Origin of the sequence: Antrihabitans cavernicola (genome assembly GCF_008297975.1) — a bacterium.
Classification (GTDB): Bacteria; Actinomycetota; Actinomycetes; order Mycobacteriales; family Mycobacteriaceae; genus Antrihabitans; species Antrihabitans cavernicola.
Map to the genome: position 1 here is coordinate 232,432 of NZ_VLNY01000005.1, position 14,775 is coordinate 247,206.

At 64.7% G+C, this 14,775-nt stretch carries 15 protein-coding genes and 1 pseudogene; 3 read left to right on the forward strand and 13 right to left on the reverse strand.

The annotated features are described in order from the left end of the window. Positions 1-49: 49 nt before the first annotated feature. From FOY51_RS27190 to FOY51_RS12985, 4 genes and pseudogenes are all read right to left on the reverse strand, one after another. Positions 50-625, reverse strand: coding sequence for a hypothetical protein (locus tag FOY51_RS27190; protein ID WP_187776316.1), 576 nt, complete (start codon positions 623-625; stop codon positions 50-52). Next, positions 585-1,206, reverse strand: a pseudogene (locus FOY51_RS27395) (DUF222 domain-containing protein). The gene FOY51_RS27190 and the pseudogene FOY51_RS27395 overlap by 41 nt, the downstream one beginning before the upstream one ends. A gap of 29 nt (positions 1,207-1,235) precedes the next feature. Beyond that, positions 1,236-1,748 (reverse strand): P-loop nucleotide/nucleoside kinase family protein, encoded by a 513-nt coding sequence (locus FOY51_RS12980; protein ID WP_149430654.1) that lies wholly within the window; start codon positions 1,746-1,748, stop codon positions 1,236-1,238. A 4-nt stretch (positions 1,749-1,752) separates the two neighbouring features. Then, positions 1,753-2,226: a nuclear transport factor 2 family protein gene (locus tag FOY51_RS12985; protein ID WP_149430655.1), complete on the reverse strand. Its 474-nt coding sequence runs from the start codon at positions 2,224-2,226 to the stop codon at positions 1,753-1,755. A gap of 123 nt (positions 2,227-2,349) precedes the next feature. Between FOY51_RS12985 and FOY51_RS12990 the strand changes: the two genes are divergently transcribed. Further along, the gene (locus FOY51_RS12990; RefSeq protein ID WP_149430656.1) at positions 2,350-2,721 is read left to right on the forward strand and encodes a PPOX class F420-dependent oxidoreductase; all 372 of its coding nucleotides are present in this window, start codon (positions 2,350-2,352) and stop codon (positions 2,719-2,721) included. Positions 2,722-2,727: 6 nt separating this feature from the next. Here the strand turns inward: FOY51_RS12990 and FOY51_RS12995 are convergent, their stop codons facing one another. The 9 genes from FOY51_RS12995 to FOY51_RS13035 form a co-directional block, all read right to left on the reverse strand. Further along, the gene (locus FOY51_RS12995) at positions 2,728-3,177 is read right to left on the reverse strand and encodes a PPOX class F420-dependent oxidoreductase (RefSeq protein WP_149430657.1); all 450 of its coding nucleotides are present in this window, start codon (positions 3,175-3,177) and stop codon (positions 2,728-2,730) included. Positions 3,178-3,187: 10 nt separating this feature from the next. Next, on the reverse strand, positions 3,188-4,612 hold the full coding sequence (locus FOY51_RS13000; protein WP_149430658.1) for an acyl-CoA synthetase: 1,425 nt from the start codon (positions 4,610-4,612) through the stop codon (positions 3,188-3,190). Positions 4,613-4,633: 21 nt separating this feature from the next. Beyond that, on the reverse strand, positions 4,634-5,587 hold the full coding sequence (locus FOY51_RS13005) for a proline dehydrogenase family protein (protein WP_149430839.1): 954 nt from the start codon (positions 5,585-5,587) through the stop codon (positions 4,634-4,636). Beyond that, complete coding sequence (pruA, locus tag FOY51_RS13010) at positions 5,584-7,218, reverse strand: L-glutamate gamma-semialdehyde dehydrogenase (protein WP_149430659.1); 1,635 nt, start codon at positions 7,216-7,218, stop codon at positions 5,584-5,586. The genes FOY51_RS13005 and pruA overlap by 4 nt, the downstream gene beginning before the upstream one ends. 75 nt (positions 7,219-7,293) lie before the next feature. Beyond that, positions 7,294-8,409 carry a succinyldiaminopimelate transaminase gene (gene dapC, locus FOY51_RS13015; RefSeq protein ID WP_290367888.1) on the reverse strand — a complete coding sequence of 372 codons (1,116 nt, stop codon included), beginning with the start codon at positions 8,407-8,409 and terminating at the stop codon, positions 7,294-7,296. Between the two features lie 2 nt (positions 8,410-8,411). Beyond that, positions 8,412-8,735 (reverse strand): ferredoxin, encoded by a 324-nt coding sequence (gene fdxA, locus FOY51_RS13020; RefSeq protein WP_149430660.1) that lies wholly within the window; start codon positions 8,733-8,735, stop codon positions 8,412-8,414. 54 nt (positions 8,736-8,789) lie between these two features. Further along, positions 8,790-9,551: a hypothetical protein gene (locus FOY51_RS13025; RefSeq protein WP_149430661.1), complete on the reverse strand. Its 762-nt coding sequence runs from the start codon at positions 9,549-9,551 to the stop codon at positions 8,790-8,792. Next, complete coding sequence (locus FOY51_RS13030; RefSeq protein ID WP_149430841.1) at positions 9,548-12,109, reverse strand: bifunctional FO biosynthesis protein CofGH; 2,562 nt, start codon at positions 12,107-12,109, stop codon at positions 9,548-9,550. The genes FOY51_RS13025 and FOY51_RS13030 overlap by 4 nt, the downstream gene beginning before the upstream one ends. Before the next feature lie 120 nt (positions 12,110-12,229). Further along, the gene (locus FOY51_RS13035; protein ID WP_149430662.1) at positions 12,230-12,592 is read right to left on the reverse strand and encodes a hypothetical protein; all 363 of its coding nucleotides are present in this window, start codon (positions 12,590-12,592) and stop codon (positions 12,230-12,232) included. A gap of 132 nt (positions 12,593-12,724) precedes the next feature. Here FOY51_RS13035 and FOY51_RS13040 point away from each other — a divergent pair, with 132 nt between their 5' ends. Both FOY51_RS13040 and FOY51_RS13045 read left to right on the forward strand, forming a co-directional pair. Continuing rightward, positions 12,725-13,228 carry a PH domain-containing protein gene (locus tag FOY51_RS13040; protein WP_235916294.1) on the forward strand — a complete coding sequence of 168 codons (504 nt, stop codon included), beginning with the start codon at positions 12,725-12,727 and terminating at the stop codon, positions 13,226-13,228. Then, the gene (locus FOY51_RS13045; RefSeq protein WP_149430663.1) at positions 13,225-14,769 is read left to right on the forward strand and encodes a PH domain-containing protein; all 1,545 of its coding nucleotides are present in this window, start codon (positions 13,225-13,227) and stop codon (positions 14,767-14,769) included. Before FOY51_RS13040 ends, FOY51_RS13045 begins: the two co-directional genes overlap by 4 nt. Positions 14,770-14,775: the final 6 nt, after the last annotated feature.

Genomic DNA, 14,775 nt, shown 5'->3' on the forward strand with positions numbered 1-14,775 from the left:
GACTTGCCAGACTTTTTGGAAAGGGAATTGCGCGGAGATTTGTCGGACATTATGTGTCTCTCGATTGGAAGACCTGAACGGTCCCGCTGTCATGACCGTACGCCATGCCGGGTCGCGACGGCGCCGCCGTCAGAGCGGCGCGAGCTCGTCCAGGTCGATGGAGAACTCGTCTGCGTCCGACTCCTCGCGCTCGGATTTCCGCCGTCCTCGGGATTTCGTGGTCGAACGGTTCACCGTGGTCGATATCCGTCAGTTGCGCTGGAACTGTGCATCCTGGGAAGCGACACGTGCCGTCCTGGGCCCGAATCCAGCGCTCCAACTCGGCCGTGAGTCGGTAGCTCATTGGGTTCTGGCCGAATTCGGTCCCGTACTTTTCCGCAGCGTCCGCGATCAGCTTCCAGCGGCCGTCCGTTGCCAACAGGCGGGCAAGATCGGCGTCGATCGCGCCGAATCCGTGGAGGAAGCCCGGGTGCTCACCGAGACCGAGCAGTGTGTCGAGCGATACGCCGACGTTGATAAGCGGCTTCCGTGGTGTTCCAGCGTTGGGAGTTGTCGTGCCGCAATTGTCGCGGCCACACGTGCAATTACAGGCAGCCAGTGCCGTCGGCGAGTGCGACGAGAACATCCGCCCGACGTTGAGCGTGGGTGCGGGGATCCTCGGCGCAGACCGAATTCGCCATCTCTTGCAGCCGCATCGACAACGTCTGCGCACCTGCAGCCGGTAGCAGTCCGTCGAGGAAAGCCGTCCGGATCATGGGCGGCGATCCAGCGGCGCGCGGTCTGCCGTAGGCGTGACGGGTTCTGCGTCTGCGCAGCGCCGACGAGCTTCTTCTCCAGCGCCGCAACAACATCCGGGTGGACGTTCACGATGGCGTCGACGATCACGCGCACCTGAGCCAGATCCATATCACCGATGGCGAATGCCGCCCTGGCCAGCGGGAGATCGTCGTCGAGCGCAAGGCCGATCTCGATCAGCCGGTTCACCGCACCTTCGGTCATGTGAAGTGCAGTCGCCGCCTGCGTTGCGGCGAACTCCCCCGCCGTCGGGTGCGAGATACCGACGCTGAGATCGCAGGCGACATGCGCTCGACACAGCGCAGTGAGGGCGAATACCTCTTCTGCCTGCGCTACTGCCGACGCGCGATGCTGGGCGCGCAGCTGATCGATCAGCTGCCTCGCTTCATCACTTGCCTCGGTATCGAACATAGTGTTGTACCGGATCGAGCCAGCTCACGCTAGGTTTCTTGAAGCCGAATTTGCGCTGCAGCATCAGCGATGTCGACCGGCGATGTGGTGTCGATTCGGAGAACCGGAGTCAATCCCAACGGCTCCGCCTGGTCGATCCAGCGATCCCAATCGTGCACCAGTTTGTCGCCGTGAATGGCTGGTCGATTCCTCCCAGTGAAACGCGCCAATGCGATCTCCGGCGAAACATCGCACCACACCTCGACCGCGCGATCCGCCGCAACCAATTCGATGCCGGCCTTCGCGTAGTGGAGATCTCTGGGTCTGAACCACCACGAATCGACGACGACGACACCCGACGTTGCCGCTGCCATTGCCCATGCTGTGTCCATCGCGATCGCACCGAGCGTCGGGCTATGCGGATGCCGTAGGCACGCCGCCAACGCTTCCTTGATGACGTCCTTCGAGAGAAGTTGAGCGTCCAATTCGTCGGCGAGAGCGGCTGCGAGCGTCGACTTGCCGGAACCAGGAAGGCCGTTGACCAAGACCAGCAGTTCAGGCACGACGTCAGCGTGTGAAGACGTACTTCATTGCCAACGGCTTCGTCAGCAACTTGCCGCCTGCCTTGACCCACTCGCCGACGACGCGCGGCGCATCGCGGGCGGGGTTGTAGGTGTCCTCTTGCGAGGAGAACAGGCCGCCGCCGGCGTAGATCACTCGCGAGTAGTTGGGGAAGCCGTATTCGACGCCGTCGAGTTCCAGAATGTTGTTCACCCCGAAGACCGCGGCATCGTTTGCCTCGTCGTACGCCACCCAGTCCTGCACGATGCGCATCTGCGGAAACGGTGCCATCGTTGCGACGATCCACTCGCGCACCGCTTCTCGCCCCTTCAGATCCCCGTACGCGTGCTCGAAATAGTCGACGTCTTCGGTGAACAGATCGGCGAACGGCGCCCAGTCGCGGGTTGCCGAGCAGTTGGCGACCACTGCGTCGTAGTGCTGCAGCGCATCTTCGATCTCGGCACGATCGAATCGGCCCACGGTCGACCCCCTCGTAGAATTGGAACGTGTTCTAGGTTGGCTGCGAGACTACACGGCGAAATAGGCATTGACCTCGAGCGCGGTAGAGGTTCTACGGTGGAGGCACTCGACCGAAGGAGCCTCATGTCCGACGCATTGAACGCCGATCAGATCGCATATCTCGCAACCCAGCATCTCGGCCGACTCGCGACTGTGGACAAGCGGGGAGCGCCGCAGAACAGCCCCGTCGGCTTCCGCTACAACGCTGACGGCGGGACCGTCGACATCGGCGGCTACCACCTCGGCGACACACGCAAGTTCCACAATGTCGAGACTCACGGTGAGGTGTCGCTGGTGGTCGACGACGTGGTGGCCACAGATCCGTGGACCGTTCGGATGGTCGAAATCCGCGGCACCGCGGAGGCATTGCGCGACGTCGAGCCGTTGCGCACCGGGATGTCTCGCGAGATCATTCGGATCCACCCGCGCCGAGTGATCGACTACGGACTTTCCTGACTCGACTCAGGAACGCTGAACGGCCCCGTAGAACCTGTCGACATGCACACGCAGGACCAAGCGCTGATCGGCAACCATCGCTGCGCGGTACTCGTCCCAATCAGGATGCTCCTTGCCGCCGATCGCACGGTAGAGCTCGACCAGGTCGTCGGCTGCGGCGTCGTCGGGAGCCACGGTTGTGGCACCCAACTCGGCACGCCCCTCGGCGACAGCGAAGTTCCAACCGGACGAACCGTTGACGTGCAGGCTGACCCGACCGTCACGACGCATGTTCTTGGTCTTCGCACGGGTCTCGGTGATGGACACGGAGAACACCTGCTTCGCCGGGTCGTAGAGGTAGCTGATGTTCGAAATCTGCGGTCGGCCATCGCGTTTCAGCGTGACTAGCGCCGCGATGCCGGTGGTGCCGAACAGGGACTCGAGTGCAGAATCTCCGTCTGCAGAATTACTGGCCACCACGCCGACGCTACTCGCCGAGCAGCTTCTTCTGAACCTTCCCCAACGCGTTGCGCGGCAAGGACTCGACGAAGGAGATCCGACGCGGCCGCTTGTGCGCGGACAGACCGGCAGCGACGTGGTCGATCAGGTCGGACTCCGACGCCCCGAGCCCCTCACGAAGCACAACGAACCCGACCACGACCTGCCCGAGGTCGCTGTCGGGCGCACCGATCACCGCGGCTTCGGCAACACTCGGATGGCCCAGCAGCGCTGTCTCGACCTCACCGGCACCGATGCGGTAGCCACCCGATTTGATCAGGTCTGTCGACTCCCTACCCACGATGCGATGGAAACCTTCCGGGTCGATAACGGCAACATCGCCGGTCTTGAACCAGCCGTCCTCGGTCCGCGCATCCGCGGTCGCGTCAGGTCGATCGAGGTAGCCGTCGAAGAGCATCGGTCCGCGCAATTGCAGCCCGCCGATACTCTCGCCGTCGTTGGGCACGTCGGCACCGTTCTCGTCTCGTAGGCGCGTCTCGACGCCGCGCACCGGCACACCCACCCAGCCGGGCCGTCGCTCACCAGCTGCCCTGGTGGACAACGTGATCAGCGTTTCGCTCATGCCGTATCGCTCGATGGGTGCATGGCCAGTGAGTTCGACCAACTGCTCGAAAACGGGGACCGGCAGTGGAGCGCTACCAGAAACAAGGAGTCGGGCGCCGCTGAGTGCACGCGCGGCATCGGGGTTCGCGGCAATTCGTGACCACACCGTCGGCACACCGAAGTACATCGTCCCGCCGGCGGCGGCGTAGGCATCCGGTGTCGGTTTCACCGTGTGTATCAACGGGTTTCCCACACGCAGGGGTCCGAGGACGCCGAGGATCAGCCCGTGCACATGAAACAGCGGAAGCCCGTGGACCAACACATCGCGTGCGGTCCACTGCCACGCTTCGATCAATGCGTCCAGGCCCGCCGCGATGGCACGACGACTCATCAGCACACCTTTCGGCGGGCCCGTCGTGCCGGAGGTGTACATGATGAATGCAATGTGGGACGGATCCGGCTCCGGGTAGCTGTGCCACGAACGCGCATGCAGACGGACGGGAACGACCGGTAGATCACCTCCCTGCACAACACCGCCCTCCGGAGCCTCGCCAAGCCAGGCTTGGGCGCCGGAATCACGCAGGATGTGCGCCAATTCGTCGGGTCCGGAGTCGGGCGGCACCGGCACGACGGTGACACCGGCGATCAGGCACCCGACGATCGCGAGGATCGTGGTGGCATTCGGTTTCGCCAGCACCGCAACCCGGTCCGCCCGCGCGACTCGTTCCGCCACCGATGTCGCAGCACCCAGGACATCACTGCGAGACAGGATGACGTCGCCGATCGTCACGGCGTCGGGGATATCGTCACCACGGGCGACGGTGTACGGGTTCAGGGAGTTCAGCAGCACTATCTCACCGTAGCGACACGCTCACGACTTGGTCGCCAGGGATCGCAAGAAGAATGTCAGGTTCGACGGCCGCTCTGCGAGCCTGCGCATGAAATACCCGTACCACGCGGTGCCGTACGGAACGTAGACACGCATCGTCGCACCGGTCTCGGCGAGACGCACCTGCTCCAGATCGCGAATGCCGTACAGCATTTGATACTCGACGGCGGTGGCATCGCGCGAATATGTGCCGGTAGCAGCAACTATGGCCGGATCGTGGGACGCGACCATCGGGTAGCCGTCGCCCGTCATCAGTATTTCGAGACAGCGCAGGTACGACGCGTCGACGTCGGAATTGCTCTGGAAGGCCACCGACTCCGGCTCGCGATATGCGCCCTTGCACAGCCGGATTCGGGAACCTTGTCCGCAAAGTTCTCGACAATCGTCCTCGGTGCGGTGCAGGTAGGCCTGTAGGACAGCTCCGACCCAAGGGAAGTCCTTGCGCACGGTCGCGAGGATCGCGAGCGTGGAGTCGGTGGTGGTGTGGTCCTCTGCATCGATGGTCACCCAGACGCCGGCGTCCTCCGCGGCGGCGCAGACAGTCGACGCGTTGTCCAGTGCGATTCGGTCGCCGTCGTGCGGCAGCGCTTGCCCGAGGGCCGACAGCTTCATCGAGACTTCCAGGGGCGCGGCGCCGTTGATCGGTGCGACGTCGAGTGCGCCCAGGTCTCCGATCAGCGAAAGATACTCCTGCACAGTCGCATCCGCCTGCGCGCGGTCGGTGGTGTCCTCGCCGAGGAAGTCGATGCTGATCGCGCGTCCACTCCCGACCAACCGTCGGGCGACGTCGAGGACGTCTTCGCGATTGTCGCCGGCGACGAACCGATCGACGATGCGACGCGTGACGGGCGCCTTGGTGATCGATCGCTCGAGCAGACCGGATTTCGCCGCCGCCAGGATTGCGGGCCGGAGTGGGTTCGCGAGCACGGCCGTCAGCCCTGGTGCGGGTAGCGGTAGTCGGTCGGCGGGACGAAGGTCTCCTTGATCGTCCGCGCCGATGCCCACCGCAGCAGGTTCATCGGCGAACCTGCCTTGTCGTTGGTACCCGATGCCCGGGCACCGCCGAACGGCTGTTGGCCGACGACAGCACCCGTCGGCTTGTCGTTTATGTAGAAGTTGCCTGCCGCGAACCGCAGTGCGGCCATTGCGGTTTCGACGGCGGCGCGGTCGTCGGCAATCACCGCGCCGGTCAACGCATAGGGGGACGCCGATTCCACCTCGGCCAGAATGTCTTCGAACGAACCGGGATCGTGGTCGTCGTAGACGTAGATGCTGAGGATCGGTCCGAAGTACTCGGTAGCGAACGATTCGTCCTTGGGACTCGACACCAGGAGCACGGTCGGCCGGATGAACCAGCCCTCCGCGTCGTCGTACGTTCCGCCGACGGGAATCTCTATTCCGTTTGCGCCGCGGGCACGTTCGATTGCGGCGACGTTCTTGTCATAGGCCCGTTTGTCGATGACCGCCCCACCGAAGTTGGACAGATCTGCCACATCGCCATACGTGAGTTCCGCTACCTGCGAGAGGAATTCGTCGCCCATCACCTTCCACACCGATTTCGGGACGTAGGCACGCGACGCGGCGGAACACTTCTGCCCCTGGTATTCGTAGGCGCCACGGATCAGCGCGGTCCGCAGCACAGCCGGATTCGCCGACGAGTGCGCGACGACGAAGTCCTTGCCGCCCGTCTCCCCCACCAGCCGCGGGTAGCCGTGATAGCGCTCGATGTTCGCGGCTACTTCGCGCCACAGCAACTGAAATGTCTTGGTGGAACCGGTGAAATGGATGCCTGCCAGCCGAGGATCTGCCAACACCACTTCGGACAGCTCGACACCGTCGCCGGTCACCAGGTTGATGACACCGGGTGGCAGTCCGGCCGCCTCGAGTAGTTGCAGCGTCTTGTACGCCGCCAATGTCTGCGTGGGCGAAGGCTTCCACACCACCGTGTTGCCCATCAGCGCAGGCGCGGTCGGCAGATTGCCGGCAATGGCGGTGAAGTTGAACGGCGTGATCGCGTAGACGAAACCTTCGAGCGAGCGGTACTCCAGGCGATTCCACACACCGGGCGTCGATACCGGTTGCTGGGAAAGGATGTCGCGCGCGAAGGCGACGTTGAAGCGCCAGAAGTCGATCAGCTCGCACGGTGCATCGATCTCGGCCTGCGTCGCACTCTTCGACTGCCCCAGCATCGTTGCGGCGGCGATGGTCTCGCGCCACGGGCCGGAAAGCAGATCGGCTGCACGCAGCAGCACCGCCGCACGATCGTCGAAGGAAAGAGCCCGCCATTCCGGTGCCGCCGCTGTCGCGGCCTCGATCGCGCTGTGCGCGTCGTCGTGGGTTGCGGTGGTCAGCGAACCGAGCACCAGCCCGTGCCGATGGGGCGCAACGATATTCGCTCGCTCACCGCTGCCGACTCGGTGTACTCCTCCGATCACCATCGGAACGTCGATCGGATTCTCAGCTGTCTCGGTGAGTTTCGCGCACAACCGTTCACGTTCCGGTGATCCCGGAGCATAGGTGTGGATCGGTTCGTTGATCGGCGTCGGTACCGAGGTGATGGCGTCCATGTGGCCTCCTGCCCCGCCCTTGTGGGGCGGCTCGCGGATACAGCCAGGTTAACGCCGGGGTGTGACCGAGGCCACCTATCGCAAGCGGTCGGCGGCGGCGGCGATCCGCTCGTCCGTCGCTGTCAGCGCGATGCGAACGTGCTTGCCGCCGTCGGGACCGTAGAAGTCGCCGGGAGCAACCAGAATGCCACGCTGAGCGAACCAGTCGACGGTGTCACGCGACCCTTTGCCGTTGGTTGCCCAAAGGTACAGACCGGCCTCGGAGTGATCGATGGTGAAGCCGGCACCGCGCACCGCGGCCGCGAGGGTGTCGCGCCGAACGCGGTACCGCTCGCGCTGCTGCGCTTCGTGCTCGTCGCTGTTCAGGGCGGCCGCCATCGCCGATTGCACTGGAAACGGCACCATCATGCCAGCGTGCTTGCGGACCTCGAGCAGGTCGGCGACCAGCGCAGGATCGCCGGTGACGAAGCCCGCGCGGTAGCTGGCGAGGTTGGACGTCTTGGACAACGAGTGGACGGCGAGCAGACCGGTGTGATCGCCACCGCTGACCCGCTCGTCCAGAATCGACACCGCGTCGGCATCCCAGGTGAGGCCCAGGTAGCACTCGTCGGACGCGACGACTGCACCGCGTTCACGAGCGAATTCGACCACTTTGCGCAGGTGATCGACGCCGAGGACCCGTCCGGTCGGGTTGGACGGCGAGTTCACGTAGATCAGCGACGGATCGGCAGGCCCGACCCGGGTGAGACCATCGGCGCGCAGCACCTGCGAACCGGTCAGCAGGGCACCAACCTCATAGGTGGGATAGGCCAGCTCCGGGATGACGACCAGGTCGTCTGCGCCGAGTCCGAGCAGGCGGGGCAGCCACGCGATCAGTTCCTTGGTGCCGATCACCGGCAACACAGCGCTCGGATCGATGCCTGCGATGCCGAAACGACGGGTCAGCGAGTCGACCACCGCTTGTCGCAGTTCCGGCGTTCCATGCGTGGCCGGGTAGCCCGGGACCTGCGAGGCGGCGGCGAGCGCATCCCTGATCAACGGATCGACCGGATCGACGGGTGTGCCGACCGACAGATTGACGATCCCGCCCTTGTGCGACTCGGCAAGCGCTTTCGCGGAAGCGATTGTGTCCCACGGGAAATCCGGGAGCAGGCTGGAAACCGGGCGACGACGGGCCAGGAAGGAGGCCAACCCTAGTCCTCGCTCATCGGCGGCAGCGCCTTGATGAACGGCGGGTCGAAATCGACCTTACCCAGCTTGGCTGCGCCGCCGGGCGACCCGAGATCGTCGAAGAAGTCGACGTTCGCACTGACGTATCCGCTCCACTGATCTGGGGTGTCGTCCTCGTAGAAGATCGCCTCGACCGGGCACACCGGCTCGCACGCGCCACAGTCGACACACTCGTCCGGGTGGATGTACAGCATGCGACCACCCTCATAGATGCAATCGACAGGGCATTCTTCGATGCACGCCTTGTCCAATACGTCTACGCACGGTTCAGCGATGATGTACGTCACTGCTGTTCTCTCCTCGCCTACTACAACCTGCCCGGGTACGTCAGACAGTCTGCCCTATTGCGCCTCGAGCCATTTACGGCCTGCCTCGGCTGCATGCGAGAGCGCGGTGAATTCACCGACGTACCCGGCTGCGACGCCGACAACCGGGATCATCCCCAGGTAGCGAAATATCTTGGTGGGCTTGGGTCTTCGCTCCAACTCTCCGCTCAGGCCGCGCATGGTGTGAGCGAGCCGCCACAGCGTTCGCGCCAGCGCGAGCGGTGCCCACGAGTTCTGCTCCTGATCACCCGAACCCTTCAGCGTGACTGGGGCCTCACCCTGCGGTGCTGCAGCGTTGGGGCCGGGGGTCACGTCGTCGGGGATGGTGCGCTGGCACAGCACCTGGGCGAGTAGTCGAACCTGGTCGTGGCGGTCCGTCACCCCACGCTCTCGGGCCGTCGCGATGAGGACGATCGCCTGGTTGCCGAACCCCAGCATCTTCTGCAGCGGCAGTCGCTGCGCCAGCGGTCCGAGCACGTTGGGAAAGGCCACCACCAGGTTGTTCAGCGCGCCGACGCGGCGCACCCACCATTCGCAGCGCTCATCGACGGACTTCTCGTCCCATGCCTTGGTGCCTGGAACGTCCGCCGCGTTGAACGCCCACGCGACGGCGTCCAAACCGCGATCGGCCAAGGAGCCTGCCGGGGCATCGTCCTTGGTTCGGCCCTTGATGCCCAGCGGATCGGTGCTCGACAGCACCTCCAGGACGGGATCGATGATCCCGACCACGCGAGTGAGTACGTCTACGACTTCCTGATCGCCTAGCGGTTCACTCATGCTGCTGGGTTCCCCTCTCGAAGAGCGTGCGTTGTCGTACGTTCCCGGGCGGGCCGCCCGATGCCTTCGGCGATTGCTCGCAATTCCTGGACGGTCTTTTCCGACCCGTGTTGCGAGCCGGCCATCCTGGAGATGGTTTCCTCCATCAAGGTGCCGCCCAGGTCGTTCGCACCGCCGTTGAGCATCGCCTGCGTTCCGGTGACCCCGAGCTTCACCCAGCTGGTCTGAATATTCGAGATTCGTCCGTGCAGCATGATTCGGGCGAGCGCATGGACGGCGCGGTTGTCCCTGTTCGTCGGTCCGGGGCGAGAGGCTCCGGCGAGGTAGAGCGGTGAGCTCTGATGGACGAAGGGCAAGGGCACGAATTCGGTGAATCCGCCTGTCTTGTCCTGGATTCCGCGCAGCACGCGCAAGTGACCCACCCAGTGCTTCGGATTGTCTACGTGCCCGTACATCATGGTGGAGCTGGACCGCAGTCCCACTTCGTGCGCTGTGGTGACGACGTCGATCCAGGTCGCGGTGGGCAGCTTGCCCTTGGTCAGCACCCAGCGCACCTCGTCGTCGAGGATCTCGGCGGCGGTACCCGGAATGGTGTCCAAGCCGGCTTCACGAAGCTCGATCAGCCAGTCCCGCACGCTTTGCCCACCCCGTGACGCACCGTTCACGATTTCCATCGGACTGAAGGCGTGGACGTGCATCGACGGCACCCGCTCCTTCACGGCTCGCACCAGGTCAGCGTAGCCGGTCACCGGCAGTTCGGGGTCGATTCCGCCCTGCATGCACACTTCCGTTGCACCGGCGACGTGAGCCTCCCAGGCGCGGTCGGCAACCTCTTTGGTAGACAACGTGAATGCGTCGGCGTCACCCTTCCGCTGCGCGAACGCGCAGAAGCGGCAGCCGGTGTAGCAGATGTTGGTGAAGTTGATATTTCTGTTCACCACGTAGGTGACGTTCTCCCCCACCGCGTCCTTGCGGAGCTGATCGGCCAGTGCCACTACAGCTTCCAAGCCAGGACCCTCCGCTGTCGCCAGCGCGAGATACTCGTCGTCGGTGCACCCTGCCGGGTCCTTCTCTGCAGAACGCAGGGCGGCAACAAGATCCGTGTCGACAGCGATGGGCGCAGAGAGGTTCAGCACCTGCTCGCGGACCGTGTCCCAGTCCCCGAAGGCGCTGCCGAGGTCGCTGCGCGTCTCGGTATTGCGTCCGGCGGTGTCGATTTCGGTGTTCAGGTCGGTGCGGCCCGTCGACTCCCACGACTCGTCCGGCTCCTGCCACGGCAGGCCGCTGGGCTTCGTATCGAGCTTGGCGAGCCCGGTCTCGGGGTCGGCGAGCGCGCGGACGTGAGTCGCGATGCGCGGGTCGATCCACGGCGAGCCTGCCAGCACGTATTGCGGCTGGGCAGCGGTGCGCTCGGTGAGCACATAGCCCGCGGCAGCGGTGATCTCGGCGAGCGTGTCCAGATTGGGCCACGGCCGTTCGGGATTGACGTGGTCGGGGGTCAGGGGCGAGACGCCACCCCAGTCGTCGACACCGGCTTCGACGAGCGCCTGGCATTCGTCGGCCGACACGAGATTCGGCGGCGCTTGAATACGCATGCCCGGTCCGAGAACCAACCTGGCAACGGCGATGGCGGCACGGAATTCCTCGAGACCGGCATCCGGCGTATCCCGCATCGCCGTATCGTCCTTGGCCAGGAAATTCTGCACGATCACTTCTTGGATATGACCGAACGCCTTGTGCGACTTACGAATCGCTTGGATCGACTCGGCTCGCTCGGTCAGGTTCTCCCCGATGCCCACGAGAATGCCGGTGGTGAACGGCACGTTGAGCCTGCCCGCGTCCGTCAGCGTGCGGAGGCGCACTGCCGGATCCTTGTCGGGACTCCCGTAGTGGCATTCACCCTTGTCGGTGTACAACCGGGTGGCGGTGGTCTCGAGCATCATGCCCATCGACGGCGCTACCGGCTTCAAACGCGACAGCTCTTCCCAACTGAGCACGCCCGGGTTCAGGTGTGGCAGCAGTCCGGTCTCTTCGAGTACTCGAATCGACATGGCGCGCAGGTAATCCAGCGTCGAGTCGTAGCCACGGGCATCCAGCCATTCCTTGGCCTCGGGCCACCGCGCCTCGGGGCGGTCACCGAGGGTGAACAGCGCTTCCTTGCAACCCAACTCGGCGCCCTGGCGAGCGATTTCGAGCACCTCGTCCGGTTCGAGGAACATCCCCTTACCCTCGGCCCGCAGCTTCCCCGGCACCGTGACGAACGTGCAGTAGTGGCACTTGTCGCGGCACAGGCGGGTCAGCGGAATGAACACCTTGCGGGAATACGTAATCGCTTTGGGTCGGCCTGCTGCCGCGAGTCCCGCATCACGCACGCGCGCCGCGGACGAACACAGGTCCGTCAAGTCGGCGCCGCGGGCGTGCAGCAGAACGGTCGATTCATCGACATTGAGAGTCACACCGTCCCGAGCGCGACGCAGAGCACGACGCATAGCGGAAGCGCTGGGTATCGGCGCGGGGACAGTGGGCGCAGTGGCAGGCACAGTGGGGTCCGGCAACATAGTCACCGTCCGATCATGCGCCACCATGCGTTGTGCCTGCCACCGGGTGCGACTTCGCCGCAGGTGAGCGGTTCCTTGGTGTAGAGACCAATTAACCACTCACCTGAGCCGAAGGCTCACCTACTGGCTGGCGGAGGGGAACCAATCGCCGATCGGCAGTGGTGGCAGCGCATGCACGGCCGCGACGGCGGCGTTGCAGGGGATGTCGTGGATGGCATACCCGATCACATTCGGGCGCGACGCGCACACGTAGTTGCCGAGTCTGTCGTAGTTGTAGGTGACGGTATCGGCGTAGTACTGCGACGTGACGGACAGTTTGTCCGGCGAGACCGTGCACGTTGCTTGCCCGTACGGAAGTGGATTCGGGCATGACGGCGTCGGGCTCACGCCCACAGGTGCGGCGACGGCCGTACCCGCGCCCAGCAGCGCGATCGAACTCGCGGCCGCAGCAATACCGAGAGTGCGGATCAGGGTGATCTTCATGAGCAAGCCTTTCGGTCGGTCGTGGAAGGTGAACGCGAGCGCCATTGTTGTCAGGCATGCGAATTGCCCCCATTTCCAGGGGCACAGCAACGTTCGCTTTGTCCGATCGCGGTTTTCGTGGAGCATGGCGTCATGTCACAGCAACCGAACGTGATGATGGTGGCGCCCGCGCTGCAGCCGAGCCCGAAAGCGAAGCACCTGTGGGCCATCAATGCGGCACTGTTCTGGATACTGCCGCTGATCGGCCAGATCGTGTGGGCGATCGTCGACGGCAACGCCTTCACCTGGCCACACGTGCTGGTGTTCGTCGCCTTCGTCGTGCTTGCCGGAGCACACATTCTGATCGTTCCGAGGTGGCGTTTCGCTGTGCATCGTTGGGAGATCAGCGCCGACGCGGTCTACACGCAGACCGGTTGGTTCAACCAGGAACGCCGGATCGCGCCGATCTCCCGCGTGCAGACCGTCGACACTGAGCGGGGACCGATCGATCGCATGCTCGGATTGTCGACCGTGACCGTGACGACGGCATCGTCTGCGGGGGCCGTGAAGATCACTGCACTGGATCAGGACGTGGCGGATCGGACCGTGACGTCGTTGACCGAGATCGCAGGTCGCCATCTGGGTGACGCGACATGACCCAGCTGGTACCGCCCGAGGAGTCGGGCGCCGACGCGCTGAGCGTCGAGCAGGAACTGCCCTGGCAGCGGCTCGACAAACGCATGCTGCTGGTGCACCCGGTCAACGAGTTGGTGAAGTTGCTGCCTGTGGTGCTGGTGTCGCTGATCGTCGGCACGCAGAGCGGCAATCACTTCTGGGGTCTTATTCCGCTGGCGATCATCGTCGGGTTCGCGTTGCTGCGCTGGTTCACCACCGCGTACCGGATCGGACCCGTCCACATCGAGTTGCGGACCGGGCTGCTCCAGAAGAAGTTGTTGTCGGTACCCCGGAGCAGAATTCGATCAGTCGACGTCGAAGCAAATCTGCTGCACCGCATGCTCGGGCTGTCGGTGGTGCGGATCGGTACCAGCCACCAGACAGGGCGAGGCGACGAGAAGTTCGAGCTCAACGCGCTCGACGCAAGCCTGGTGCCTGGTCTGCGAGAAGCGTTGATGACGAAACATGCGACGCCAGAGATCGAGGACATACCCGCAGATCGTTCCGTCGCGGTGGAGATCAGCCACTTCAACCCGGCTTGGGTGCGGTACGCGCCGTTCTCGTCCACGGGCGTCGTCGCCATCGCGGCCCTGGTCGGCGTCGGCTTTCAATACGGCCTCGGCGAGAAAGTGGCCGATTCCTCGGCAGTCTCGTCGGCACTCGATTCGGCGACGAAGGTCGGGATCATCGTCGCGGTACTGGTCGGGCTGGTGGTGCTGCTGATCGCCGCGAGCCTGCTCGCCTGCGTTCGGTATCTGCTCAACTACGGCAACCTGCGGGTCACCGACGACGGCAAGGTGCTCCACGTCAGTCACGGCGTGCTCAAGACCCGCCAGACCTCGTTGGACCGCGGCAGGCTGCGCGGCACCGCATTGAAGGAGCCACTGCTGCTGCGCCTGGTCGGCGGGGCGAAGGTGGACGCGATCATGACCGGCGTCAGCTCGGCGGCGCGCGAATCGTCGCTGGTGTTGCCGCAAGCTCCCGTCGCGGAGGCACATCGGATGATGAATACGGTGACGGGCGATCCGGCTCCCGTGGCGGTACCGCTGATCGGGCATGGCCCTGCGGCGACGCGACGCAGGTTCACGCGGGCGTTGCTTCCCGTGTTGCTGCTGGCGGTGATCGTCGTGGTGCTGCAGTTGGTCGGAGTGCCGATGCCGGTCCTGGTGTGGGTGGCGCTGGCGGTGCTGATCGTGGCGGCGGTCTTGCTCGGCTGGGATCGGTCTCGCGGCCTCGGCCACGCGGTGCTCCCCGGTTGGCTGATCACGCGGAGCGGTTCACTCGACCGCGATCGCGAATGCCTGCAGGCGGGCGGCATCATCGGGTGGACGGTGAAGCAGAGCTACTTTCAACGCCGAGCCGGCGTGTCGACGGTAGTCGCCGCAACGCCCGCCGGACGGCAGGGCTACTGGGTGCTGGACCTGCCGATCGAGCAGGCGTGGGAACTGGTCGAGTCGGTGACGCCAGGGGCGGGAAGTATCTGGGTGCGCAAGGTCGAGACCGATCGGGCGCTGCCGGGCTAACCTTGC